Below are 25,486 nucleotides of genomic sequence, written 5' to 3'. Positions count from 1 at the left end.
GGCCTCGACTCAACCATTGGCCAGCAGGGGCATTTCTGCGCCGAGCACGCTGTAATAGTGGCCCAACAGACTATTGACCACCGAATCCCAGGCGTAATGACGTTCTACATGTCGGCGTGCTTTTGCGCCGCGTTGCTGGCAGCCTTCGGCGAACAGTTGCCGAACGGCATTGGCCATCGCCTGTGGATTGTCGGGCGCACACAGCAGGCCGCAGTCCTCGTGGACGATTTCATTGAAGGCGCCTGCCGCGACCGCTACCACCGGGATGCCGCTGGCCATCGCTTCGAGGATTACCAGGCCGAACGTTTCCTGGTCGCCTGCGTGCAGCAGGGCGTCGGCGCTGGCCATCAGCCGGGCGACTTGCGGAGCCGGGCAGAATTCGTCGATCACCGTGACGTTGTCCGGCACCACGGCTGGCATGGAAGAGCCCACCAGCAGCAGGTGATAGCGTTCGCCCAGGCGTTTCATGCATTTGAGCAGCACCGGCAGGTTTTTTTCCCTGGAGCCGCGACCGGCGAAAATCAGCAGGCGCGCATCCTCGGCGATGCCCAGTTCGGCCCGCAGTTCCGGGTCGCGAGCGGCGGGATTGAAGGTCTGCAGGTCTACCCCCAACGGCTGCACGTAGACATTTTTGACTCCAAGCCCGGTGAGTTTGTCGGCCATGACCTGGCTCGGCGCGAGCACCCGGTCGAAGTTGCCGTACAGTTTGCTGACATAGGCTTCGATATTGGGCGTGAACCAGTTGCCCATGCGGTTGCTTACCAGCAACGGCAGGTCGGAGTGATAAAAGCCGATCACGGGCACGTCCAGCTGTCGCCGGGCATCCAGGGCGGCCCAGGCGGTGAGGTAAGGGTCGCCGACCTCGATCAGGTCGGGCTGCAAGTCGCGCAGGACATTACGCCAAGGGGCCAGGCGCAGCGGGAAGCGGTAGCCCTTGCCAAAGGGCAGCGGAGGGGCCGGGACCTTGTAGATCCCATCCTGCTCGCTCAAATGCGCGCCGGGGATCAGAAGGCTATGGCGAATACCCGGCCGATTGCCCAGGCGCCGGTGCTTGGCATCCAGATAAGTGCGTACACCTCCGCTGGCGGGGGCGTAGAACATGGTTATGTCCGCTATATGCACGATGAACATCCCTCCGGTCTGTGTTCTCCCCTTGTTGACCTTGGGTAAGAATAGATGTTCGGTTGGGGTTGGGTGCAGTAAAGGAATGCGTTGTCGGGCACTCTTCGCGAGCAGGCTCGCTCCCACAGGGTTCTGTGCTCAACATAGGTCCAAATTGTGGGAGCGAGCCTGCTCGCGAAGGGGCCAGTGCTGGTTGCAGGCTATTATTCTGCCGCTCGGGCCTTATTGCACTGGGCATGCTTTTATATAAGCGCGCAAAATGGCGTCATACCGCAAACCCACAGGTGACCAAATGCCTGATTCATCGCAACTCGTTATCGGGGCCGACCTGGCCGGCCAACCTGTCGCCCAGGCCATGCGCCTGGCCAATCGTCATGGGCTGGTGGCGGGCGCCACCGGCACCGGCAAGACCGTCACCTTGCAGCGCCTGGCCGAGATGTTCAGCGATGCCGGCGTGGCGGTGTTCGCGGCGGACATCAAGGGTGACCTGTGCGGCCTCGGCGCCGCCGGCAATCCTCAAGGCAAGATCGCCGAGCGCATCGCCGGCATGCCCTGGCTCGGCCACAAGCCCCAGGCCTATCCGGTGACCTTGTGGGATATACACGGCCAGTCCGGTCATCCGTTGCGCACGACGTTGAGTGAAATGGGCCCGTTGTTGCTCGGCAGCCTGCTGGAACTGACGGACAGCCAGCAAGCGGCGTTGTACGCGGCGTTCAAGGTCGCCGACCGCGAGGGCCTGTTGCTGCTCGACCTCAAGGACCTGAAGGCGCTGCTCAATCACCTCAAGGACAACCCTGAATTGCTCGGGGACGACGCGGCCCTGATGACCACCGGTTCCAGCCAGGCCTTGATGCGCCGACTGTCCACCCTGGAACAGCAGGGCGCGGATGCCTTGTTCGGCGAACCGGCGTTGCAGCTTGAAGACATCCTGCAACCGGCCGGTGACGGCCGTGGCCGCATTCATCTGCTGGACGCCAGTCGCCTGGTCCATGAAGCGCCGAAAGTCTACGCGACATTCCTGCTGTGGCTGCTGGCCGAGCTGTTCGAGCAACTGCCCGAGCGCGGCGATGCGGACAAACCCCTGCTGGCGTTGTTTTTCGATGAGGCACATTTGTTGTTCGCCGGCACGCCCAAGGCATTGCAAGAGCGCCTGGAACAAGTGGTGCGGCTGATCCGCTCCAAGGGCGTCGGGGTGTACTTCGTCACCCAGTCGCCGGGCGATCTGCCGGACGACGTGCTCGCGCAGCTGGGGTTGCGCATCCAGCATGGTCTGCGGGCGTTCACCGCAAAGGAACAGAAATCCCTGCGGGCGGTGGCTGACGGTTTTCGACCAAATCCGCAATTCGATGCCCTGGCGGTGCTGACCGAGCTGGGCATCGGTGAAGCGCTGGTGGGCACCTTGCAGGAAAAAGGCACGCCAGAAATGGTCCAGCGTGTGCTGGTGGCGCCGCCGCAGTCGCGCATCGGGCCGTTGACCGCGGCTGAGCGTGCCGGGCTGATCGCCAGCTCACCGTTGCAGGGCCGTTATGACAAACCCATCGACCGCGAGTCTGCCTATGAAGTGCTGATGGGGCGCAAGGGGCTGGAGCCGCAGGCCGAAGCCGTGCCAGGCAAACCGGCCGCCGAGGAGCCGAGCTTCACCGAAAAGGCCGGGGAATTCCTCGGCACTGCCGCCGGCCAGGCGCTGAAATCGGCGATGCGCCAGGCGGCCAATCAGTTGGGCCGGCAGTTGGTGCGTGGGTTGATGGGGTCACTGTTGGGAGGCAGCAAGCGGCGTTAGGTCGAAGACCGAGTCGCCGCCTTCGCGAGCGGGCTCGCTCCCACAGGAGATCTCCTGCGCGCGCAAGTCTTGTGCCTCACGCAGATCCATTGTGGGAGCGAGCCTGCTCGCGAAGGCTATTCAACAGCCGAAAAAAATCTCAATCCTTGGGCCGCGCATGCGCCGCCAATCGCTCCAGGGCTGCCCGCAGGTTGGGGTCGCTGATGCCATCGGCCGTGGCCTGGATGGTGGCGGCAGCGTCGGTGGACAGATCCAGCGTATGACCCTTGGCGCCGACTTGCACCGTGGGCGGCTGGACCTTGAACAGGATTCGCGTCAGGTTGGCGAACTCCTCGAATGCCTGCAATTGGCGCAGCAGGCGCTTTTGCTGGTAACGCAGGCGCGTGGCCCAGTGACCGTCGGTGACGATCAGCAACAAACTGCCTTCCCGCCAGGACGCTACGTGACAATGCTCGCGCGCAGCGGGCTGTAGCTGGCTGTCGAGCAGGCGCTGCAAGTGCCCCAGGCGTCTGGCGTGGCCGAAGATGGCTTTCAGCGGCTTGGCTTCGCGCAGCAGAACGGCGGGCGCCTTGGCTGGAAGAGGGCGAAAGGCCATGGTTGATTACCGCAAGTGACAAAGGCGCCATGGTAGCAGAAAGCGCCAGATACGCCCGAGCCCTGCCGCCCGGTGGCTTTTACTCGCATAATCAATGAGTAACTTCTGCGTTTTGTGGGTTGAAGTTCGCGCAAAAGCCCTTATTTTAGGGAGGCCCCGTCACAGCGCTGTGCCAGCATCGTGGAATAACGCCACTTTCCTCTCCATCGTTTCCGGGTAGAATGCTCGTTCGCATGCGGCCATGAGGGCTGCACGGGCGACTCATGGGGCCGCCCTCCATCCCTTTAGTGTGGAAGATCCTGCCGATATGTTTGCGCCTTTGTTAAAGAAACTTTTTGGAAGCAAGAACGAGCGTGAAGTCAAACGCATGCTCAAGACGGTACAGATCGTCAATGCCTTCGAAGAGCAAATGGTGGCCCTTTCGGACGATCAGTTACGCGCCAAGACCGCCGAATTCAAGGACCGCATCGCCAAGGGCGAGACCCTTGACCAGATCCTGCCCGAAGCTTTCGCGGTCTGCCGTGAAGCCGGCAAGCGGGTCATGGGCATGCGCCACTTCGACGTCCAGTTGATCGGCGGCATGACCTTGCATGAAGGCAAGATCGCCGAAATGCGCACCGGTGAAGGCAAGACCCTGGTGGCGACCCTGGCGGTATATCTCAACGCACTGTCCGGCAAGGGCGTGCACGTGGTGACGGTCAACGACTACCTGGCCCGCCGCGACGCCAACTGGATGCGCCCGCTCTATGAATTCCTCGGCCTGACGGTCGGCGTGGTCACGCCGTTCCAGCCGCCGGAAGAGAAGCGCGCGGCCTACGCCTCGGACATCACCTACGGCACCAACAACGAATTCGGTTTCGACTACCTGCGCGACAACATGGCGTTCAGCATGGAAGAAAAATTCCAGCGCGAACTCAACTTTGCCGTGATCGACGAAGTCGACTCCATCCTCATCGACGAAGCCCGTACGCCGCTGATCATTTCCGGGCAGGCCGAAGACAGCTCCAAGCTGTACATCGAGATCAACAAGCTGATCCCGCAGCTCCAGCTGCACGTCGAAGAAGTCGAAGGCGAAGTGACCCAGCCCGGCCACTACACCGTCGACGAGAAGACCCGCCAGGTCGAGCTCAACGAATCCGGCCACCAGTTCATCGAAGAGATGCTGACCCGCGTCGGCCTGCTGGCTGAAGGCGAAAGCCTCTACTCGGCCCATAACCTGGGCCTGCTGACCCACGTCTACGCCGGCCTGCGTGCCCACAAGCTGTTCCATCGCAACGTCGAATACATCGTCCAGGACGGCCAGGTCGTACTGGTTGACGAACACACCGGCCGCACCATGCCGGGCCGTCGCCTGTCCGAAGGCCTGCACCAGGCCATCGAAGCGAAGGAAGGCCTGAACATCCAGGCCGAGAGCCAGACCCTGGCCTCGACCACGTTCCAGAACTACTTCCGCCTGTACAACAAACTGTCCGGCATGACCGGTACCGCCGACACCGAAGCGTTCGAATTCCACCAGATCTACGGCCTGCAAGTGGTGGTGATTCCGCCGAACAAGCCGCTGGCGCGCAAGGACTACAACGATCTGGTGTTCCTGACCGCCGAAGAGAAATACGCGGCGATCATCAACGACATCAAGGAAGGCATGGCCCAGGGCCGTCCGATCCTGGTGGGTACCGCGACCATCGAGACCTCCGAGCACATGTCCGCCTTGCTCGCCAAGGAAGGTATCGAGCACAAGGTCCTCAATGCCAAGTTCCACGAGAAGGAAGCCGAGATTATCGCCCAGGCCGGTCGCCCGGGTGCGTTGACCATCGCCACCAACATGGCCGGCCGTGGTACCGACATCCTGCTGGGCGGCAACTGGGAAGTCGAAGTGGCTTCGCTGGAAAACCCGACCCCCGAGCAGATCGCGCAGATCAAGGCCGACTGGCAGAAGCGTCACCAGCAGGTGCTCGAATCCGGTGGCTTGCAGGTGATCGCGTCCGAGCGTCACGAATCGCGCCGTATCGACAACCAGCTGCGTGGCCGTGCCGGTCGCCAGGGCGACGCCGGCTCCAGCCGCTTCTACCTGTCCCTGGAAGACAGCCTGATGCGCATCTTCGCCTCTGATCGGGTGAAGAATTTCATGAAGGCCCTGGGCATGCAGCCGGGCGAGGCGATCGAGCACCGCATGGTGACCAACGCCATCGAGAAGGCGCAGCGCAAGGTCGAGGGCCGCAACTTCGACATCCGCAAGCAGTTGCTTGAATTCGACGACGTCAACAACGAGCAGCGCAAAGTGATCTATCACATGCGCAACAGCCTGTTGGCCGCAGACGACATTGGCGAAACCATCGCCGATTTCCGCCGCGAAGTGCTCGACGCCACTGTCAGCGCACACATTCCGCCGCAGTCGCTTCCGGAGCAGTGGGACGTTGCTGGTCTGGAAGCCTCCCTGCGCAGTGATTTCGGCGTGTCGTTGCCGATCCAGCAGTGGCTCGACGAGGACGATCACCTCTACGAAGAAACGCTGCGCGAGAAACTTCTGACCGAACTGATCGCCGCGTACAACGAGAAAGAAGACCAGGCCGGCGCCGAAGCGCTGCGCTCGTTCGAGAAGCAGATCGTGCTGCGGGTGCTGGACGACCTGTGGAAAGACCATCTGTCGACCATGGATCACCTGCGCCACGGTATCCACTTGCGTGGCTACGCGCAGAAGAATCCGAAGCAGGAATACAAGCGCGAGTCCTACACGCTGTTCTCCGAGCTGCTGGATTCGATCAAGCGCGACTCGATCCGGGTTCTGTCCCACGTTCAGGTTCGCCGCGAAGATCCGGTCGAAGAAGAAGCCCGCCTGCGCCAGGAGGCCGAAGCCCTGGCCGCGCGCATGCAGTTCGAGCACGCCGAAGCTCCGGGCCTGGAAGTGGTCCAGGCGATGGAAGAGGGCGTCGATGTGGACGTGGCCCTGGCCACCGCACCGGTACGCAACGAGCAGAAACTGGGCCGAAACGAGCTGTGCTATTGCGGCTCGGGCAAGAAATACAAGCATTGCCACGGGCAGATCCAATAAACCCGTTTCAACGCTGAGCGACCCGCGCCGCGACAAGAGTCTCTTGTCGCGGCGTTTTGCCATTTGATTCGCCGTCTTGATGAAGGCGATGCTGAAATAATTTTATAAGGAGCGCATTCATGGCTGTTGGTCTTGGTCCGTTGCCAACGTTGCACCCGGTTGCCGGTTTTGAACTTGGTATCGCCTCGGCGGGCATCAAGCGTCCCGGGCGCAAGGATGTGGTGGTCATGCGTTGCGCCGAGGGCTCGACGGTGGCCGGCGTGTTCACGCTCAATGCGTTTTGCGCCGCGCCGGTGATCCTGGCCAAGCAACGCGTGCAGGGGCCGGTGCGTTACCTGCTGACCAACACTGGTAACGCCAACGCCGGCACCGGCGCGCCAGGCCTGGCCGCCGCCGAGCGCACCTGCGCCAGGCTGGCTGAACTGACCGGTGTCGACGCCAGCCAGGTGCTGCCGTACTCCACGGGTGTGATCGGCGAACCGCTGCCGGTCGAAAAAATCGAAGGCGCGCTGCAAGCCGCCCTTGATGACCTCTCGGAAAACAACTGGGCCGCGGCCGCCACCGGCATCATGACCACCGACACCCTGCCCAAGGGCGCGAGCCGCCAGTTCCAGCACGACGGTGTAACCGTGACCGTGACCGGCATCAGCAAAGGCGCCGGCATGATCCGCCCGAACATGGCGACCATGCTCGGTTACATCGCCACCGACGCCAAGGTCTCCCGCCAGGTGTTGCAGGACCTGATGCTCGACGGCGCCAACAAGTCCTTCAACCGCATCACCATCGACGGCGACACCTCGACCAACGACTGCTGCATGCTGATCGCCACCGGCAAGGCCAACCTGCCGGAGATCACCGAAGCCAGCGGTCCGCTGTTCGCGGCGCTGAAACAGGCGGTGTTCGAGGTGTGCATGGAAGTGGCCCAGGCCATCGTCCGTGACGGCGAAGGCGCGACCAAGTTCGTCACCGTACAGGTCAACGGTGGTGGTAATCACCAGGAATGCCTGGACGTCGGTTATACCGTGGCGCATTCGCCGCTGATCAAGACCGCACTGTTTGCTTCCGACCCGAACTGGGGTCGTATTCTCGCCGCTGTCGGCCGCGCCGGGGTGCCTGAGCTGGACGTGAGCAAGATCGACGTCTTCCTCGGTGAGGTCTGCATCGCCAGCCAAGGCGCCCGGGCGACGACCTACACCGAGGCGCAGGGCGCGGCGGTGATGCAGCAGGAGGAAATCACCATCCGCATCGAGCTGGGGCGTGGCGATTGCAGCGAAACGATCTGGACCACCGATCTGTCCCACGAGTACGTCAAGATCAACGCTGAGTATCGGACTTAAAAACCGAGTCGTTCCATTCGCGAGCAGGCTCGCTCCCACAGGGATTCTGTGAACGCCGCAGATTCAGTGTGGGAGCGAGCCTGCTCGCGAAGGCGGCAGTACAAACACCCCCAGAACCACAAGAAAGGAATCCAAATGAGCCTGCACCTGATCATCGGCGATAAACGAGCTTCTTCCTGGTCCCTGCGGGGCGCGCTGGCCCTGTCGTTGTCCGGCGCGAAGTACACCGAAGAACTGGTCAGGCTCGGCCAGCCCGACACCCGCGAAAAACTGCTGAAGTATTCGGCCACGGCCAAGGTCCCGCTGCTCAAGACCGAGTTCGGCGTGATCGCCGACTCCCTGGCCATTGCCGAGTACTTGGCCGAGCAGTTTCCCGAGGCCGGTCTCTGGCCCAAGGATGTAGCGGCACGGGCCCAGGCTCGTTCGGCCTGTGCACAAATGCACAGTGGTTTCTTTGCCATCCGCACCCACATGCCGTTCGACCTGGGCCGCGATGCGCCGTTGTCACCGATTCCGGGGGATGTGCAGGCGGAAATCCAGCGGATGTTGGCGTTGTGGGCAGAGTGCCGCGCGGCGGCTACCGAAGCCGGTCCCTACCTGTTTGGTACCCTGAGCCTGGCTGACGTATTTTTTGCGCCGATTGCCGTGCGCTTGCGCACCTACCAGGTGGAACTGCCGGAAGTCGACGCGGCCTACGTTGAAACCCTTTATCAATGGCCGGCCTTCAAAGCATGGCAACAAGCTGGCCTGGAGGAAATCGCCCGGTGAAACGCGTACATGTAGCGGCGGCAGTCATTCGCGACGCCGCCGGCAGAATCCTGATTGCCCGCCGGGCCGATTCCCAGCATCAGGGCGGCCTGTGGGAGTTTCCGGGGGGCAAGGTCGAGGCTGATGAGTCGGTCGAAACGGCGCTGGCCCGGGAGCTTCTCGAAGAGTTGGGCATTGTCGTCAGCGCTGCCCGGCCACTGATCAAGGTGCGCCACGATTATCCGGACAAGCAGGTGTTGCTGGATGTCTGGGAAGTCTCGGCGTTCAGCGGCGAGCCCCATGGCGCCGAAGGCCAGCCGCTTGCCTGGGTCACGGCCCGTGAATTGACGAACTATGAGTTTCCAGCGGCGAATCAGCCGATCGTCGCGGCGGCCCGTTTGCCGGGCGAGTACCTGATCACTCCTGAAGGCCTTGAAACGCCCGCCTTGCTGCGTGGCATTCAAAAGGCTGTTGCTGGCGGGATCAAGCTGCTGCAACTGCGCGCGCCCAGCGGTTACGACCCGCAATACCGTGACCTGGCAGTGGACGCGGTGGGGCTGTGTGCCGGCAAGGCGCAATTGATGCTCAAGGGCCCGTTCGAATGGCTGGGTGACTTTCCGTCTGCCGGCTGGCATATCACCGCCGCGCAACTGCGCAAGCATGCGGCGGCGGGTCGACCGTTCGGCACCGACCGCTGGCTGGCGGCCTCGTGCCACAACGCCGAGGAACTCTCCCTGGCTCAGCAGATGGGCGTGGATTTCGTGACGTTGTCACCCGTGCAACCGACCCAGACCCATCCCGATGCGCAGCCATTGGGGTGGGAAGAGGCTGCGCGACTGATCGAGGGGTTCGACAGGCCGGTGTATCTGTTGGGCGGGGTAGGCCCCGATCAGCGGCAGAAAGCCTGGGAAGCCGGGGCGCAAGGGGTGGCGGGGATTCGGGCGTTCTGGCCTGAAGCCTGATGCTGCGGTGAATTTGCTGGCCTCATCGCGAGCAAGCTCGCTCCCACACTGGATCCTCGGCGTTCATATAACATCTGTGGGGGCGAGCTTGCTCGCGATGGCGGCCTGACAGGCGATACACCTTTTGATCAACTCCCAGGCTTTGCCGCCGCCTCCCAAAGCACTTCCGCCACACCCTGGCGCCGGGCGATGACCCGCGCCGCCACGAACAGCAGGTCCGACAACCGATTGATATACGCCAGCCCCGGCCCGGCCAGTGCTTCCACCGCGTTCAGTTGCTGGCAACGGCGCTCGGCGCTACGGGCTAGACTGCGGCACACATGGGCCTGGGCGATCAGGGTCGAGCCGCCGGGCAGGATGAAATTCTCCAGCGGCCCCAACTCTTCATTCCACATATCGATGGCCGCTTCCAGGCGCGCCACTTCTGCATCGTTCAGGGCCTGATAGGTCGGCATCGCCAGCTCGCCGCCCAGGTCGAACAGCCGATGCTGACAAGGCGTCAGTATCTCGGTTACTTCTTTCAACGCCGGGTACCGTTCCGTTTCGGCGGCAAGCCCGGCCAGCAACAAGCCCAGTTGGCTGTTCAGCGTATCCACTTCGCCGATGGCCTCGATTCGCGGATGATCCTTCGCCACCCGGCGACCATCCCCCAGTCCGGTTTCACCTTTGTCCCCGGTGCGGGTGTAAATCTTCGACAGACGAAAACCCATGTTCAGCGCTCCACTTGCTTGTGTTCTTGCGCCACCATCGAAGTGCCCGCCAGCGGCAGGCGCAGGGTGAAGCAAGTGCCTTGGCCCGGCGCTGATTGCACTTCCATCTGGCCCTTGTGGTTGTTGGTGATGATGAAATACGACACCGACAATCCGAGCCCGGTGCCCTGGCCGATCTCCTTGGTGGTAAAGAACGGCTCGAAGGTACGCTTGCGCACGTTCTCGCTCATGCCGATGCCGTTGTCCTCGACCTGGATTTCCGCCCACGGCGGATTCAGCCGTGTACGCAGGATGATACGGCCGGGCTCGCTGTCGTCCTGGCGTTGATGGATGGCCTGGGCGGCGTTTTTCAACAGGTTGAGCAATACCTGCTCCAGTTCGTTGGCGGTGCCTGGCACCGGGCCGAGGTTGGGGTCGAACTGGCGGATGATCGCCTGGCCCTTGAAGTCGAAACCGATCGCCAGGTCGAAGTCGTTACCGGCAATTTCCACGGCCTGGTCGATGAGTGCCGGCAGGTCGCAAGGCGCCATCTGCCTTGTGCTGCGGCGGCTGAAGCTGAGCATGTGGGTGACGATTTTCGCTGCCCGGGCGCCGGCCTGCTGGATGCCATCGAGCAACTGCGGGATCTCCCGGCTTTCCAGATAACGGTTGACCACTGGTAAATCGATCCCCAACTGCTCGGCCTGCTCAAGGTTCTTCGGCAATTCCGCAGACAGGCGTCGGCGAATATTCTGCACGTTGTGCAGGATCGCCCCCAGCGGATTGTTGATCTCATGGGCCATGCCCGCCGCGAGGCCGCCTACCGAGAGCATTTTTTCCGATTGCACCATCATTTCCTCCAGCGACAGGCGCTGGGTGATGTCATCGATGCGGATCACCACGCCGCGCCCGGCACCGCCCATCAAAGGATAGAAAGTCAGGGCGTAATGCCGGGCTTCATCGTCCTTGGTCCAGGTGACGCGCTCGATCTTGGCCACTGTGTGCTGTTCCACCGTCTGCTTGAGCTGCGGCAGGTACGGCTTGAGCGGCTCGAAGGCGAGGAAGATCGGCTGGTTCAGCGCCTCATCCAGCCGGGTGCCGGAAAGGGCGCTGGCCTCCTGGTTCCATTGCGTGACATAGAGCTGTTCGTCGAGGGCAATCAGCGCCGACGGCATGGAGTCGATGATGCTGTTGAGGTAGTTCTGGAAGCCGGTGAGTTTTTTCTCGATCTTGCTGCGGACCTGGACTTCCAGCTCCAGCTTGCGGTTGGTGTGACGGGTTTCTTCCGCCAGGCCCTGGGCCTGGTCGTAGGCGGCCTGGGAATCGTCGCGGGCGCGCTTGAGCTGCTGTTCCCGGGCTTCGATCCGCGACAGCATGGTGTTGAACGCCTCGGCCAGGCTGCCGATTTCGTCGTGGTTGCCCCGCGCGGCGCGCAGGGAATAGTTTTCTTCGCGGGTGACCTGGCGCGACAACTCTTCGAGCTGATGGATCGGCTGTGTGATCAGCCGCTTGATCTGCTGGGCAATGACCAGCCACAACAGCACGCTGAAAATCAGGATGCCCAGGCTGGCCGTCAGGGTGCCGGTGTAGAACGCGGTGGGCAATTCGCTGCTAGCCACCAGCAGGAGATGGCCGGGCGCCGTGCCGGGGCGGGGCAGGGTAATGACCTGGTTGCTGCGAAACTCCCCGGCCTGCCAGGCCTGCATGTTACGGAAATGCTCCGGCAACTTGAGCTTCTCGCCCTGTTGCAACTGGGCCAGGCGTACGCCATCACCGTCATACAGTGCCGCTGCCCGCAGCGGCGCATAGCTGTTGAGTTCATCGAGCAGACGCTTGGCGCTTTGCGGCGATTGCAATGCGTCGGAGATCAGGCTCGGGTTGGCTACCAGTCGGCCGATGGTCTGCAAGGCCTGGGGCGCCATGCTTTCCTGGGAAATGTAATAGGCCGCGCTGATGAAGGTCAGGTTGGCCACCAGCAGAACCGTGGTCAACAATACCAACAGGGCCGCCAGCAGTTTCTGGCCGACCGGGAGATTTTCAAGGCGCTGGCGCAATGGCATCTGACTCGTCGCTGAAAGGGAACACGAGGGCCAGCGTAGCCGCTGCTCAGTCGCTGGGCAATCCGAGGTTGTCCAAGTGGGCAATCAGGCGCTGGCGCATCTGTTCAAGATGCGGCACCGCCACGTCATGGCGCCGCGCGACGGCGCAGGCATGGCCGAGCAGATAGCCGATTTCGGTACGTCGCCGGTTGGCAACGTCCTGGTACATGGAGGAATAGTTGGCGGCTGTGGCCTGGATCACCCGTTCCACCTCCGACTGTAAATCCTCGGCCGCCGCCGGCTGGCCGCAGCGTTCGAGCAGATCGGCGAGCTCCGCGCACAAGGTCGCTACTTCGCAGCGGTGTTCCTGCAAGCCACCGTTTTTGCACTGATGCAGTACCGTCAGTGGGTTGATTGCGCAGTTGAGCGCCAGTTTGCGCCACAGGCGGGTGAGAATGTCGGCGCTCCACTCATGGGGAATACCGGCCATGCCCAGGTCATCCAGCCAGACCGGCGCCACCGGCTGGGCGGGGTCGCCCAGCCAGGTGTAGCCGTGGCCGGCGAACACCACGCGCCAGTCACCGTCGCGAAACGCGCCTTCGGTGCTGGAGGCGCTGATACAGCGGGCCTGGGGGACGCGGTTCGCCACGGCGTCCTGGCTGCCGAGGCCGTTCTGCAGCAGGATCAGTTCGCTCTCGGCATCCAGGCGATGGGCGACCGAAGCCACAGCCGCCTCCGCGTCATAAGCCTTGCAGGCCAGCAGCAAGCGTTTTATCGGTTCGAGGCCCTGCGCGGTTTCGCCTGGCACCGGGTAACACTGCGCCTGGCCTTGTTCCACCAGCGTCAGCCCTCCGGCCTCCCGGTAAGCCTGCAGCCGCTGTTCATTGCGCAACACCAGCCGCACCGGCAGGCCGGCCCGGGCCAGGCGCGTCGCCCACAACGTGCCGAGGCTGCCGGCGCCCAGGACGTGCCAGGTAGTGGACATCAGTTTTTTACTCGGTTTGGCGCAGGCATCTGAGGCGCTCGCGGTAACGACGGGAAAAGACCCGTTATAATGAGCCCGATTTCAACCACAAGCCAAGTGCGCGCCTTTGTCATGAGCGCGCCTTTTTATTTGGAGAACACTACATGCCGTCATTCGACGTGGTATCCGAACTGGACAAGCACGAAGTCACCAACGCCGTTGAAAACGCCGTCAAGGAACTCGACCGTCGGTATGACCTCAAGGGCAAGGGCAGTTTCGAGTTCAAGGAAAAGGACCTGACCGTCAACCTGACCGCCGAGGCCGATTTCCAGCTCGAGGCGATGATCGAGATCCTCAAGCTGGCGCTGGTCAAGCGCAAGATCGACGTGCAATGCCTTGAAGTCAAGGACGCCTACGCCTCCGGCAAGCTGATGAAGCAGGAAGCCGTGCTCAAGGAAGGCATCGACAAGGAACTGGCCAAGAAAATCGTCGCTCATATCAAGGACGCCAAGCTCAAGGTCCAGGCCGCCATCCAGGGCGAGCAGGTGCGTGTCACTGGCAAGAAACGTGACGACCTGCAAGAAGCCATCGCCGCGCTGCGGGGCAAGGAATTCGGCATGCCGCTGCAGTTCAACAACTTCCGCGACTGACCCCTCGGTTATAGGGAACCACTGTGGCGAGGGAGCTTGCTCCCGCTGGGCTGCGTAGCGGCCCCTTTGATGGGTGCTGCGCCCCCAAGCGGGAGCAAGCCGCCTCGCCACAACCGCGTACAACAGGAACAAAGGAGAATTAGATGGACTTGAACGCTGAAGTAGACCACCTGGTCAAGGCCTCCCAGGCCTGGATACCGATGATCATGGAGTACGGCAGCCGCGTGTTGCTGGCAATTGTCACCCTGGCCATCGGCTGGTGGCTGATCAACAAGGTGACGCAGAAGCTCGGGGCGCTGCTGGCCCTGCGTAACGCCGACCTCGCGCTGCAAGGCTTTATCAGTACCCTGGCAAACATCATTCTGAAGATCCTGCTGATCGTCAGCGTCGCCTCGATGATTGGTGTGGAAACCACGTCCTTCGTTGCGGCCATCGGTGCGGCAGGCCTGGCGATTGGCCTGGCCTTGCAAGGCAGCCTGGCGAACTTCGCCGGCGGCGTACTGATCCTGCTCTTTCGTCCGTTTCGCATCGGTGACTGGATCGAGGCCCAAGGCGTAGCCGGAACGGTCGACAGCATCCAGATCTTCCACACGGTCCTGCGTACCGGTGACAACAAGACGGTCATCGTGCCCAACGGCAATCTGTCGAACGGCATCATTACCAACACCAATCGCCAGCCGACCCGCAAAGTGGTGTTCGACGTGGGCGTGGATTACCAGGCTGACCTGCAAAAGGCTCGGGAAGTGTTACTGGAATTGGCCAAGGATGAACGGGTGTTGACCGATCCTGCACCTGAAGCGGTGATCTCCACCTTGGGCGACAGCTCGATCACTGTTTCGCTGCGCATCTGGGTGAAGACTGCGGACTACTGGAACGTGATGTTCATGCTCAATGAACAGGCGCGCGACCGCTTGAAGGATGCCGGTATCGATATTCCGTTTCCTCAGCGCGTCATTCGAGTGGTTCAGGAGTCCGCATCGGCCTGACCGATTTGATTTTCTGGTCAAGCTTCAGCGCAATAAAAAAGACCCATCCGAAGATGGGTCTTTTTTTGATTACCGCAAACTGACTTTCGGCAATTACAGAACCGAAATCGGGTAGTCGACGATCAGGCGGAACTCTTTGATGTCGCCTTCACCTTCGTCAGCGTTAGCGTAGTGCCAGGCTTGACGAACACGGAAGGAAAGATCTTTTGCCGGGCCAGACTGAACAACGTACTTGGCTTCGAAGTTGGTTTCGTTGTGCTTGCCGTCTTCACCGTACAGACCAGCGTAAGGGCTGCCTGCAGGAGTGTTGGTACCGTCGATGTCCCAACCTTTGACGTAACGGGTCATGAAGCTCAGACCAGGAACACCGTACTCAGCCATCTTGATGTCGTAACGGATCTGGGCAGATTTCTCGTTAGGCGCGTTGAAGTCGGAGTATTGGATGGAGTTGGCGAGGAAGATCGAGTCGCCACCACGGTTGTTGGTACCTACACCGATGTAGTCGAACGGGGTGTCGCCGTTGACCTTCTGGAAGGCAACAGTAACGGTGTGCGCTTTCAGGAACGAGAACGCCGCAGCCAGGGAGAAGGTGGTGTTGCTGATGTCACCGGCCTTGGCGCTGCCAGTGTCGGAGGTACGGTAGATGTTACCGTCCAGGTTCAGCGACTGATCGCCACCCATTGGGATGGTGTAGTTCAGGTTGCCGTAGTACTGGTTCCAGATATCTTCCAGCTGGGCGCCGTAGACCGATGCGCTCAGGTTTTCGCTGATGGCATATTTGCCGCCTGCGTAGTCGATCGAGCTGGCTTCCACGCCAGCGTAGGTAGCCCACAGGCCGCCATCACGTGCGTTACGGTCCTGGCTGGTACCCGAGTAGAAGTGACCGGCTTCGAGGTCAAGGTCTTTGACTTCGCTGCTCTGCAGTTGGAAACCGCTGGCAGTCTGAGGCAGGACACGGGAGCCGCCAACCGCAAACACTGGCGCGGTGCTTGGCTGCATGTCGCCGATTTTCAGCTCGGTCTTGGAGACGCGGAACTTGATGGCTGCGCCGGCTTTGCCCTGGCTGTCGTTGACTTCGCCATCGGCGTCGCGGCTCATGTTGCCGGTGCCGCCAGTGCCGTCACCGCCGTCCAGTTTCAAAGCCAGGTAGCCGAATGCATCTACGCCGACGCCTACTGTGCCTTGGGTGTAGCCGGAGCTGAGGTTGCCCCAGATGCCTTGGGTCCAGTCTTTCTGATCGGTAGCGCCATCTTTCCTATCACGGTTGAAGTAATAGTTGCGCAGCAGCAAATCGAACTTGGCGTCTTCAACAAAGCCTTTGGCTTCAGACTGGTCACTTACGAAAGGTGCGGCCGTAGCCATTTGAGTACTGGCTGCTGCAGCAACGGCCAGTGCGATCATGCTCCACTTCATCACGCGCATCGTGATTTGCTCCTTTGGTTTTAAGAGTACTGCCGTCCCACCTGTTTTTTTATCTGGGCGGCTCTTTCTTTTTGTGTCGGCGCAAACTTATATCACGCCGACATTCTTTGGCGACACTTGCCCATTCAACCTTTCAGCTTCTTTACGACCATGTCGCCAATGGCTCGATCCATGTCGCATTTCAGCTGAACCGAGGCGTCCGAACTGACAACTTAAGAGTTGTTCTATTGGGTTCGCCATCGGTGTAAAGAGTCCCTGATTGCTACGCTTGATGCTCCTGAGGGCAGCCTTGCCACTTTAATTTTCGAGCCTGCAGGTTTCGCTTCCGGCGATACCCTGTAGACGATGTTGGGATGAATGCAACAAGCATGCACAAATCCGGTTTTCTTTTACATTTTTTTCACATTTTAGCTGCGATTGCGGTGAAACCTCATGAAACCGGGCTCCAAAGGCCTTGTTTTAAATGGGGTTGACTGCTGGGCAGCTGCCATGTTTGAAGCGGGTAAACCGCGCCGGACAACCAAAAACGTTACCGGTTCACCCCTTCGGTGGGTAAAACGCGGATGCTTCGTGCACAGAGCGTAGACGCATTGTGCTGTTTTGGTGCAAAAAATCTTCCAGCTGTACGAAAACCGCACAGGGCTTGTATCTGCTCAGCTCAAGGTGCGCCGTTAAAGTACCGGTGCGCGGTATTGGTGCGCAAAGACGGTGCGCAGTGAACGTTCCGGCATTCACAGGTATGCTGGCCCCCTGTGCTCGGGCGGGCCTGCGGGCTGCCAGCTCGATTGCAATCGATTAATGAGCGAGGAGTACGCGCGGTGTTTGCCCTAGATCCACGACTGCAACAAGACACATTGCCTATCGGCGATTTCCCGCTGTGCCGTTTGCTGTTATCCAATGATTCCAATTACCCGTGGTTCATCCTCGTGCCGCGCCGGGAAAATATCAGTGAATTGTTTCAATTGGATGACGCCGATCAACAACAGTTGTGGAAAGAAACCACGGCACTGGCTGAAACCCTCAAGGACTCGTTCGATGCGGACAAATTGAATGTTGCAACCTTGGGTAACGTTGTCAGTCAATTGCACATGCATGTGATCGTGCGCAAGCGAGAGGATGCCGCATGGCCTGCGCCGGTGTGGGGCAAGCATCCGGCACAGCCTTATGATGCCGAGCAGGTAAGCGTCATTCGTGAACGCTTGCGAGCGGTCCTGACCGATGATTTCAAGTTCCTGGAGGGCTGAACCATGAACCTTGAAGAGCGTGTAACCGACCTTGAAAGCCGCCTGGCGTTTCAGGACGACACCATCCAGGCATTAAACGACGTGCTGGTGGAGCAGCAGCGAGTTGTCGAACGTCTGCAGCTGCAGATGGCGGCGTTGCTCAAGCGTCAGGAGGAAATGGCCGGCCAGTTCGAATCCTTTGAAGAAGAAGCGCCGCCACCGCATTACTGACCGGGGCCGAATGGCAGGCAATAAAAAACCGCGAGCAGCCTGGCTGCATCGCGGTTTTTTTACGCCTGGATCAGCGGCGCGGCAGCGCGGCGATCACATCTTCGGCCTGCAAGCCTTTGTCACGGTGCATGACGGAAAACTCCACGCGCTGGCCTTCGACCAGGACGCGATGGCCTTCGCCACGAATGGCCCGGAAATGCACAAAAATGTCATCGCCGGAGTCGCGGGAGATGAAACCGAACCCCTTGGAGGTGTTGAACCACTTCACGGTACCGGTATCACGGTTGGACATGTCGTAGTTCTGCGGCGCGGCGGCCGGCGACGACTTCTTGTAGAAGCTGACGGCCAGGTGCAGCAACACAGCGAGCAACGCGGCGGCCAGGCTGGAAAGAATGGCGGGTTGGCCGCCGATTTCCGGCATGGGCGCCAGCAGGGTCAGTGTTTGCAGGGCGACGGCCAGCACCAGCAGGGCGCTGACAAGGTTTTGCAGTTGATGACGTGGACCTTTGTTCCAGTAAGGGATGACGGGTGCCAGGGTCAGGTTGAGCAGGCCGAAAAAGGCCAGGTACAGCGCGTCGGGATGTTGCAGGTAAGGTGTGGCTTCGGAACCCAGGCTAGGGATGAAGGACAGCAGCAGGGCAGCTGCGCCCATTAGCAAGTGGACGATTTTCAACATTTTGATTGGCTCACGGTTAAGACAGATCACAAGGAAGAGCTGGTCGGGGGCGGTTCGCTCCAGAACAATGAGAGGCGTAGGAACACGTACCCGAATCAGCCTATGCGCGACGCCCGGAAAAATAGGCGTAGCGACACACTGCCTATTTAACAGCAAAGCCCCGGCCTTCTCAAACTCGTTACGGGCCCGTGAAACGCTGTTCGTCGGCCGAAAAGCGCCGGCGGGGCGCTTGAAGATGGTCGGCAAAGGAGCTTGAATTTTCCGCTGCGCCGGAACCCTCCGCCATCCCGGCTTGTCGGTTCAGGAGGGCTGGCGATTAGTCGCAGGCTACATATGGCGACACCCGCTAGAGTGCAATGGCCGCTGTCGAATTCATCACCGTCAGGAGATCAAACACATGGCAATTGATATCGGTATCAGCGAAGAAGATCGCAAGTCCATCGTCGACGGGCTTTCGCGCCTGTTGTCGGACACCTACGTGCTTTACCTCAAGACCCATAATTTCCATTGGAACGTCACCGGGCCGATGTTCCGGACCCTGCACTTGATGTTCGAGGAGCAGTACAACGAGCTGGCGCTGGCGGTTGACCTGATCGCCGAGCGAATCCGTGCCCTGGGCTTTCCGGCGCCGGGTGCCTACTCGGTGTATGCGCGCCTGTCTTCCATCAAGGAGGAGGAAGGCGTGCCTGGCGCCGAGGACATGATCCGGCAACTGGTCGAAGGCCAGGAGGCGGTGACACGTACCGCCCGCGGAATCTTTCCTTTATTGGACAAGGTCAGCGACGAGCCGACCGCCGACCTGCTGACCCAGCGCATGCAGGTTCATGAAAAAACCGCCTGGATGCTGCGTTCGCTGCTGGACGAGCGGTAATCCGCAATCGGGTGGTGGTGCCGCCATTGGCACCATCGCCTGCGGTCCGGGGTAGGACGGAGTCATTCGTCCTCGGGCTACTGTTGTCATCTCCTACGCTGATGGGCAAAAAGTCATCTGGAGCTTGCGCTCGAGTTGAGCTTCCATAGAGCCACAGGCCGGTTGGCCTGACTGAGGCTCGTATGGCAAAGGAGTGTCAACGGTATGATTCAAGGAAAAGCACCCAGGGGCGGTGCAGGCGGGCGCCTCAAGTCCGTCAGCATCGACCCGTTCGTCAGCGGGTTCGATATGCAACTGGCCCGGCCCCTGGCCCGCTCCATCCGGCTTAACGGGTTCGCCACCTGTTTACGCCTTGAGCAAGTCTATTGGGATATTCTCGGCGATATGGCCCAGCTCAACAGTTGCTCCGTCAGTACCTTGCTCTCCCATGTGGATCGGGAGGTGCAGTTGCGCCACGGCGGCGTGCGCAATTTCAGCGGGCTGGTGCGTGTTGTCTGCGTGGTGCACAGCCTGAAGGATATGGGCGCCGATCATCGCGAGGCCTAGCCCTCTCACCGCCTGTGCGGTCTTACGGCTGCACAGGCCGCATTTAATGGATATAATCCCGCTCTTTGCCGCAAAGCCCGGGTTTTGCGTGAATAACCTGATTGCCGAGACAACCCCCATGCCGATGTACGACTATCAATGTGCTTCCTGTGGTCATCAGATGGAAGCCATTCAAAAAATCAGCGCGGCACCGCTGGTCGATTGCCCTGCCTGCCAGGCGCCGGAGCTGAAAAAGATGCTGTCCATGCCAGGTTTCCGCCTCGGCGGCACCGGCTGGTATGAAACCGACTTCAAGACCGGTGCCAAGAAGAACCTGGCCGGTGGCGACAAGGCTGACTGAGTTGAACACGCGCGGGTTCTTGCACGGCAGGGCCTCCAACCGAATTTCGAATTACGAGAAGTGAAACCACTACCATGATGCGCAGCCATTATTGCGGCCAACTGAACGAAAGCCTGGAAGGTCAGGAAGTTACTCTTTGCGGATGGGTTCATCGTCGCCGTGACCATGGCGGGGTGATTTTCCTCGATATCCGTGATCGTGAAGGCCTGGCCCAGGTAGTGTTCGACCCCGACCGCGCGGAAACCTTCGCCACCGCCGACCGCGTGCGCAGCGAATACGTGGTCAAGATCACCGGCAAGGTGCGCCTGCGTCCGGCTGGTGCCGGCAACGCCAACATGGCGTCCGGCATGATCGAAGTGCTCGGCTACGAGCTGGAAGTGCTGAACGAAGCGGAAACCCCGCCGTTCCCACTCAACGAATATTCCGACGTAGGCGAGGAAACCCGCCTGCGCTATCGTTTCATCGACCTGCGTCGCCCGGAAATGGCCGAGAAGCTGCGCCTGCGTTCGCGCATGACCACCAGCATCCGTCGCTACCTGGACGAGAACGGCTTCCTCGACGTCGAGACGCCGATCCTGACCCGTGCCACGCCGGAAGGCGCCCGCGACTATCTGGTGCCGAGCCGTACCCACCCCGGCAGTTTCTTCGCCTTGCCGCAATCGCCACAGTTGTTCAAGCAGTTGCTGATGGTGGCCGGGTTCGATCGCTACTACCAGATCGCCAAGTGCTTCCGCGATGAAGACCTGCGTGCCGACCGGCAGCCTGAATTCACCCAGATCGACATCGAGACCAGCTTCCTCGATGAAAAGGACATCATGGGCCTGACCGAGGGCATGATCCGCAACCTGTTCCGGGAAGTGCTGGGTCTTGAGTTCGGCGAATTCCCGCACATGACCTTCGAAGAGGCCATGCGTCGCTACGGTTCCGACAAGCCTGACCTGCGCAACCCGCTGGAACTGGTGGACGTCGCGGACCAGCTCACGGAAGTCGAATTCAAGGTCTTCAGTGGTCCGGCCAACGATCCGAAATGCCGTATCGCCGCCCTGCGTGTTCCAGGCGGCGCCAGCATGCCGCGCAAGCAGATCGACGATTACACCAAGTTCGTCGGCATCTACGGTGCCAAGGGCCTGGCGTACATCAAGGTCAACGAGCGCGCCGCCGGTATCGACGGCCTGCAGTCGCCGATCGTCAAGAACATCCCGGAAGCCAACCTCAACGTGATCCTCGATCGCGTGGGCGCGGTCGATGGCGACATCGTGTTCTTTGGCGCCGACAAGGCCAAGATCGTCAGCGAAGCCCTGGGCGCGCTGCGCATCAAGCTGGGCCACGACCTGAAACTGCTGACTTGCGAGTGGGCGCCGATGTGGGTCGTCGACTTCCCGATGTTCGAGGAAAACGACGACGGCAGCTTCTCTGCCTTGCACCACCCGTTCACCGCGCCGAAGTGCTCGCCTGAAGAGTTGGAGGCCAACCCGGCCGGCGCATTGTCCCGTGCCTACGACATGGTCCTCAACGGCACCGAGCTGGGCGGCGGTTCGATCCGTATCCATCGCAAGGAAATGCAACAGGCAGTGTTCCGTCTGCTGGGTATCAGCGAAGCCGAGCAGGAAGAGAAGTTCGGCTTCCTGCTGGACGCTTTGAAGTACGGTGCGCCGCCCCACGGTGGCCTGGCCTTCGGCCTGGATCGCCTGGTGATGCTGATGACCGGCGCCCAGTCGATCCGCGAAGTGATCGCATTCCCGAAAACCCAGAGCGCGGCCGATGTCATGACCCAGGCTCCGGGCGTGGTGGATGCCAAGGCGCTGCGCGAGTTGCATATCCGTTTGCGCGAACAGCCAAAGGCTGAGTAAGGCCGGCACCTGAGGGCGCATCTTCGGATGCGCCTTTTCATTGGGGTCGATATTTCCGATTGCTGGCTGCCGCGCAAGCGGGGCGGGCAATGTTTCAAAGAAAAACCGGAGCGAGTTATGGCAGGTCATTCCAAGTGGGCGAACATCAAGCACCGCAAAGAACGTCAGGATGCCAAGAGGGGCAAGATCTTTACCAAGTGGATCCGTGAGCTGACGGTTGCGGCCCGCCAGGGTGGCGGCGATCCGGGTTCCAATCCGCGCTTGCGCCTCGCGCTGGACAAGGCGCTGGGCGCAAACATGAGCCGCGACATCATCGACCGGGCCATTGCCCGTGGCGCGGGCGCCACCGAGGCCGACAACGTCGAGGAGCTGACCTATGAAGGCTACGGCCCGGGCGGCGTGGCGGTCATGGTCGAGTGCATGACCGACAACCGCAACCGCACCGCTGCGGCCGTGCGCCATGCGTTCAGCAAATGCGGTGGCAACCTGGGGACCGACGGTTCGGTGGCTTATCTGTTCGAGCGCAAGGGGCAGATCAGCTTCGCGCCAGGCATCGATGAAGATGCGCTGACCGAAGCGGCGCTGGAAGCCGATGCCGATGACGTGGTCAGCCACGAAGACGGTTCGTTCGACGTGTTCACCTCGTTCGCCAGCTTCTATGCCGTGCGTAATGCGCTTGAAGCTGCCGGCTTCAAACCGGTCGACGCGGAAATCGTCATGCAGCCGACCACCAGTGCCGAACTCGACCTGGAAGGCGCCGAGAAGGTGCTCAAGCTGATCGACATGCTTGAAGACCTGGACGATGTACAGAACGTTTATTCCAACGCCGATATTCCGGAGTCGGTGGCTGAGCAGTTGGGCTGATAATCTCTTACCCGATAGCATGAGTACCAGGGTGGGAGCGGGCTTGCTCGCGAAGACGGTGTGTCAGGCAACGAAAATGTTGAATGACACACCGTCTTCGCGAGCAGGCTCGCTCCCACCGTTCCAGGTAACCTCCTTCAAGCCGCAGGCGTTATGACTTTAATCCTTGGTATCGACCCCGGTTCGCGCATCACCGGCTACGGCGTGGTTCGCGATACCGGGCGTGGCTGCGTGTACGTTGCTTCCGGCTGTATCCGCACCGGTGCGGGCGAGTTGCACGAGCGCTTGCAGATCGTTTATCGCGGCGTGCGCGAAGTCATCCAGACCTACGGCCCGGTGACCATGGGCATCGAAAAGGTCTTCATGGCCCGCAATGCCGATTCCGCCCTGAAGCTGGGGCAGGCCCGCGGCGCGGCCATTGTGGCCGGCGCCGAGGAAAACCTGGAGATCGCCGAATACACCGCGACCCAGGTCAAGCAGGCCGTGGTAGGCACCGGCGCGGCAAACAAGGAACAGGTGCAGATGATGGTGATGCACCTGTTGAAACTGGTCAGCAAGCCGCAGATCGACGCCTCCGACGCCCTGGCCATCGCCATTTGCCATGCGCATACCCGTTCCAGCCTGCTGCCTCATGGTCTGGGAAGCGCACGCAGTCGTGGCGGGCGCCTGCGTCTCTGATAGCATCAGCGCATTCATTCATCAGCCCATGCAAGTTGCGCCTGTGTCGTCGGCCTTCCTGCCTGGGCTGTTATTCGCCAGCCAGCGGCTGGCCAACGCCCAAGGATCTGAAACGTGATTGGACGCTTGCGCGGCACCCTGGCTGAAAAACAGCCGCCGCACCTGATTCTGGATGTAAACGGCCTCGGTTATGAGCTGGAAGTGCCCATGACCACCCTGTATCGCTTGCCGTCGGTCGGTGAGCCACTGACGCTTCACACTCATCTGGTCGTGCGTGAAGATGCCCAGTTACTCTATGGTTTCTTCGGCAAGCGCGAGCGGGATTTCTTTCGCGAGCTGATCCGGCTCAATGGCGTCGGCCCGAAGCTGGCGCTGGCCTTGATGTCCAGCCTGGAAGTCGATGAGCTGATTCGTTGCGTGCAGTCCCAGGACACCTCGGCGCTGACCAAGGTGCCGGGGGTCGGCAAAAAAACCGCCGAGCGCCTGTTGGTCGAGCTCAAGGATCGCTTCAAGGCCTGGGAAACGGTGCCGGCAATGTTCGCCCTGGTGCCGAACCAGCCGGATGCGCCGATGCCGGCGGTCAGCGCTGAAAACGATGCGGTCACCGCGCTGATTTCCCTGGGCTACAAGCCGCAGGAAGCCAGCAAGGCGATCTCCGCGATCAAGGAAAAAGGCTTGAGTACCGAAGACATGATTCGCCGTGCCCTGAAGGGAATGATTTAAGTGATTGAAGCCGATCGTCTGATCGCCGCCACGGGCGCGCCCCGTGACCGCGAGGAAATCCAGGACCGTGCGATTCGTCCCGTCAGCCTCGCCGATTACATTGGCCAGCCGACCGTGCGCGAGCAGATGGAGCTGTTCATCCAGGCGGCACGCGGGCGCAGCGAGTCGCTGGACCACACACTTATCTTCGGCCCGCCGGGCCTGGGCAAGACCACCCTGGCCAATATCATTGCCCAGGAAATGGGCGTGTCGATCAAGAGCACGTCCGGCCCGGTTCTCGAACGGCCGGGCGACCTGGCGGCGCTGCTGACCAATCTTGAGCCTCATGACGTGCTGTTCATCGACGAAATCCACCGGCTGTCGCCGATCGTCGAGGAAGTGTTGTACCCGGCCATGGAGGATTTCCAGCTCGACATCATGATCGGCGAAGGGCCGGCGGCGCGCTCCATCAAGCTGGACCTGCCACCCTTTACCCTGGTGGGCGCCACCACCCGCGCCGGGATGCTGACCAACCCGCTGCGCGACCGGTTCGGTATCGTCCAGCGTCTGGAGTTCTACAACAATGCCGACCTGGCGACGATTGTCAGCCGTTCGGCGGGCATCCTCGGGCTGCCGCTGGACCCGGACGGCGCTTATGAAATTGCTCGTCGGGCGCGGGGGACGCCGCGGATCGCCAACCGCCTCCTGCGTCGGGTCCGCGACTTTGCCGAAGTGCGGGCCAAGGGGCACATCACCAAGCCGATCGCCGACCTGGCCTTGAACCTGCTGGACATCGACGAGCGCGGCTTCGACCACCAGGACCGGCGCCTGCTGCTGACCATGATCGAGAAATTCGACGGTGGCCCGGTGGGCGTGGACAGCCTGGCGGCCGCCATCAGCGAAGAGCGCCACACCATCGAGGACGTGCTGGAACCGTACCTGATCCAGCAGGGCTATATCATGCGCACGCCCCGCGGACGCGTGGTGACCCGTCATGCTTATCTGCACTTCGGCTTAAACATCCCGACACGAATGGGTGAGATGCCGGTGGTAGACGAATTTCTCGATGCGGTGGACGATTGAGCCCGCTCTGTATCCCGACTTTTTTCCGCTTCGTGCTGTCCCAGACCACGCCTGGAGCGTCAATGCGTTCAAGAATGAAA

The 25,486-nt window shown here is 61.1% G+C and carries 24 protein-coding genes; 17 read left to right on the top strand and 7 right to left on the bottom strand.

The window, feature by feature from the left end; genetic code table 11:
- Positions 1 to 9: 9 nt before the first annotated feature.
- Positions 10 to 1,131 carry a glycosyltransferase family 4 protein gene (locus J3P96_RS22360; protein ID WP_434653536.1) on the bottom strand — a complete coding sequence of 374 codons (1,122 nt, stop codon included), beginning with the start codon at positions 1,129 to 1,131 and terminating at the stop codon, positions 10 to 12.
- Positions 1,132 to 1,414: 283 nt separating this feature from the next.
- Between J3P96_RS22360 and J3P96_RS22355 the strand changes: the two genes are divergently transcribed.
- Positions 1,415 to 2,902, top strand: a complete 1,488-nt coding sequence (locus J3P96_RS22355) for a helicase HerA-like domain-containing protein (protein WP_434653535.1) — start codon at positions 1,415 to 1,417, stop codon at positions 2,900 to 2,902.
- A 139-nt stretch (positions 2,903 to 3,041) separates the two neighbouring features.
- Here J3P96_RS22355 and J3P96_RS22350 read toward each other — a convergent pair whose 3' ends face one another.
- Positions 3,042 to 3,497, bottom strand: a complete 456-nt coding sequence (locus J3P96_RS22350; protein ID WP_053124648.1) for a DUF721 domain-containing protein — start codon at positions 3,495 to 3,497, stop codon at positions 3,042 to 3,044.
- Between the two features lie 307 nt (positions 3,498 to 3,804).
- Between J3P96_RS22350 and secA the strand changes: the two genes are divergently transcribed.
- The 4 genes from secA (at position 3,805) to J3P96_RS22330 (ending at position 9,592) form a co-directional block, all read left to right on the top strand.
- A complete protein-coding gene (gene secA / locus J3P96_RS22345) occupies positions 3,805 to 6,546 on the top strand; it encodes a preprotein translocase subunit SecA (RefSeq protein WP_305496429.1) in 2,742 nt (913 codons plus the stop codon).
- A 119-nt stretch (positions 6,547 to 6,665) separates the two neighbouring features.
- A complete protein-coding gene (argJ, locus tag J3P96_RS22340) occupies positions 6,666 to 7,883 on the top strand; it encodes a bifunctional glutamate N-acetyltransferase/amino-acid acetyltransferase ArgJ (protein WP_434653534.1) in 1,218 nt (405 codons plus the stop codon).
- Between the two features lie 135 nt (positions 7,884 to 8,018).
- Complete coding sequence (locus tag J3P96_RS22335) at positions 8,019 to 8,651, top strand: glutathione S-transferase family protein (protein WP_434653533.1); 633 nt, start codon at positions 8,019 to 8,021, stop codon at positions 8,649 to 8,651.
- Positions 8,648 to 9,592: a Nudix family hydrolase gene (locus J3P96_RS22330; protein WP_434653532.1), complete on the top strand. Its 945-nt coding sequence runs from the start codon at positions 8,648 to 8,650 to the stop codon at positions 9,590 to 9,592. Before J3P96_RS22335 ends, J3P96_RS22330 begins: the two co-directional genes overlap by 4 nt.
- Positions 9,593 to 9,720: 128 nt before the next feature.
- On the opposite strand, the gene J3P96_RS22325 is transcribed toward J3P96_RS22330, so the two are convergent.
- Genes J3P96_RS22325 through J3P96_RS22315 form a run of 3 tightly spaced genes read right to left on the bottom strand, consistent with a single transcriptional unit; the run spans position 9,721 to position 13,305 of the window.
- Entirely contained in the window at positions 9,721 to 10,302 is a 582-nt protein-coding gene (locus tag J3P96_RS22325; protein WP_434653531.1) for a cob(I)yrinic acid a,c-diamide adenosyltransferase, read from the bottom strand.
- Between the two features lie 2 nt (positions 10,303 to 10,304).
- Positions 10,305 to 12,341, bottom strand: a complete 2,037-nt coding sequence (locus J3P96_RS22320) for a sensor histidine kinase (protein WP_434602950.1) — start codon at positions 12,339 to 12,341, stop codon at positions 10,305 to 10,307.
- A gap of 46 nt (positions 12,342 to 12,387) precedes the next feature.
- Positions 12,388 to 13,305, bottom strand: coding sequence for a putative 2-dehydropantoate 2-reductase (locus J3P96_RS22315; RefSeq protein WP_434653530.1), 918 nt, complete (start codon positions 13,303 to 13,305; stop codon positions 12,388 to 12,390).
- 143 nt (positions 13,306 to 13,448) lie between these two features.
- Between J3P96_RS22315 and J3P96_RS22310 the strand changes: the two genes are divergently transcribed.
- Together J3P96_RS22310 and J3P96_RS22305 are read left to right on the top strand one after the other, a co-directional pair.
- Positions 13,449 to 13,934 carry a YajQ family cyclic di-GMP-binding protein gene (locus J3P96_RS22310; RefSeq protein WP_003205057.1) on the top strand — a complete coding sequence of 162 codons (486 nt, stop codon included), beginning with the start codon at positions 13,449 to 13,451 and terminating at the stop codon, positions 13,932 to 13,934.
- A 143-nt stretch (positions 13,935 to 14,077) separates the two neighbouring features.
- Positions 14,078 to 14,920 carry a mechanosensitive ion channel family protein gene (locus J3P96_RS22305; protein WP_305496415.1) on the top strand — a complete coding sequence of 281 codons (843 nt, stop codon included), beginning with the start codon at positions 14,078 to 14,080 and terminating at the stop codon, positions 14,918 to 14,920.
- A gap of 93 nt (positions 14,921 to 15,013) precedes the next feature.
- Here J3P96_RS22305 and J3P96_RS22300 read toward each other — a convergent pair whose 3' ends face one another.
- Positions 15,014 to 16,342, bottom strand: a complete 1,329-nt coding sequence (locus tag J3P96_RS22300; protein ID WP_434625745.1) for an OprD family porin — start codon at positions 16,340 to 16,342, stop codon at positions 15,014 to 15,016.
- 818 nt (positions 16,343 to 17,160) lie between these two features.
- Between J3P96_RS22300 and J3P96_RS22295 the strand changes: the two genes are divergently transcribed.
- Both J3P96_RS22295 and J3P96_RS22290 read left to right on the top strand, forming a co-directional pair.
- Positions 17,161 to 17,586, top strand: coding sequence for an HIT family protein (locus J3P96_RS22295; RefSeq protein WP_434569631.1), 426 nt, complete (start codon positions 17,161 to 17,163; stop codon positions 17,584 to 17,586).
- Between the two features lie 3 nt (positions 17,587 to 17,589).
- On the top strand, positions 17,590 to 17,796 hold the full coding sequence (locus J3P96_RS22290) for a SlyX family protein (protein ID WP_217861372.1): 207 nt from the start codon (positions 17,590 to 17,592) through the stop codon (positions 17,794 to 17,796).
- Between the two features lie 70 nt (positions 17,797 to 17,866).
- On the opposite strand, the gene J3P96_RS22285 is transcribed toward J3P96_RS22290, so the two are convergent.
- Positions 17,867 to 18,472: a cold-shock protein gene (locus tag J3P96_RS22285; protein ID WP_186611670.1), complete on the bottom strand. Its 606-nt coding sequence runs from the start codon at positions 18,470 to 18,472 to the stop codon at positions 17,867 to 17,869.
- A gap of 397 nt (positions 18,473 to 18,869) precedes the next feature.
- On the opposite strand from J3P96_RS22285, the gene J3P96_RS22280 reads away from it, so the two are divergent.
- The 8 genes from J3P96_RS22280 to ruvB all read left to right on the top strand — a co-directional run bounded on the left by J3P96_RS22280 (position 18,870) and on the right by ruvB (position 25,406).
- A complete protein-coding gene (locus tag J3P96_RS22280; RefSeq protein WP_305496408.1) occupies positions 18,870 to 19,343 on the top strand; it encodes a Dps family protein in 474 nt (157 codons plus the stop codon).
- A 204-nt stretch (positions 19,344 to 19,547) separates the two neighbouring features.
- Positions 19,548 to 19,889 carry a ribbon-helix-helix domain-containing protein gene (locus J3P96_RS22275; RefSeq protein ID WP_434653529.1) on the top strand — a complete coding sequence of 114 codons (342 nt, stop codon included), beginning with the start codon at positions 19,548 to 19,550 and terminating at the stop codon, positions 19,887 to 19,889.
- 118 nt (positions 19,890 to 20,007) lie between these two features.
- Positions 20,008 to 20,229, top strand: a complete 222-nt coding sequence (locus J3P96_RS22270) for an FmdB family zinc ribbon protein (RefSeq protein ID WP_003178589.1) — start codon at positions 20,008 to 20,010, stop codon at positions 20,227 to 20,229.
- A 74-nt stretch (positions 20,230 to 20,303) separates the two neighbouring features.
- The gene (gene aspS, locus J3P96_RS22265) at positions 20,304 to 22,079 is read left to right on the top strand and encodes an aspartate--tRNA ligase (RefSeq protein WP_434653528.1); all 1,776 of its coding nucleotides are present in this window, start codon (positions 20,304 to 20,306) and stop codon (positions 22,077 to 22,079) included.
- 117 nt (positions 22,080 to 22,196) lie between these two features.
- Positions 22,197 to 22,943, top strand: a complete 747-nt coding sequence (locus J3P96_RS22260; RefSeq protein ID WP_305496404.1) for a YebC/PmpR family DNA-binding transcriptional regulator — start codon at positions 22,197 to 22,199, stop codon at positions 22,941 to 22,943.
- Positions 22,944 to 23,096: 153 nt separating this feature from the next.
- The gene (gene ruvC / locus J3P96_RS22255) at positions 23,097 to 23,621 is read left to right on the top strand and encodes a crossover junction endodeoxyribonuclease RuvC (protein WP_305496403.1); all 525 of its coding nucleotides are present in this window, start codon (positions 23,097 to 23,099) and stop codon (positions 23,619 to 23,621) included.
- A gap of 114 nt (positions 23,622 to 23,735) precedes the next feature.
- Positions 23,736 to 24,344 carry a Holliday junction branch migration protein RuvA gene (ruvA, locus tag J3P96_RS22250; protein ID WP_434653527.1) on the top strand — a complete coding sequence of 203 codons (609 nt, stop codon included), beginning with the start codon at positions 23,736 to 23,738 and terminating at the stop codon, positions 24,342 to 24,344.
- The gene (gene ruvB, locus J3P96_RS22245) at positions 24,345 to 25,406 is read left to right on the top strand and encodes a Holliday junction branch migration DNA helicase RuvB (RefSeq protein WP_003178599.1); all 1,062 of its coding nucleotides are present in this window, start codon (positions 24,345 to 24,347) and stop codon (positions 25,404 to 25,406) included. It begins immediately after the preceding gene.
- Positions 25,407 to 25,486: the final 80 nt, after the last annotated feature.

The organism is Pseudomonas sp. R3-56 (assembly GCF_051132075.1).
Taxonomy (GTDB): domain Bacteria; phylum Pseudomonadota; class Gammaproteobacteria; order Pseudomonadales; family Pseudomonadaceae; genus Aquipseudomonas.
This window is presented reverse-complemented; position numbering and strand designations above follow the sequence as displayed.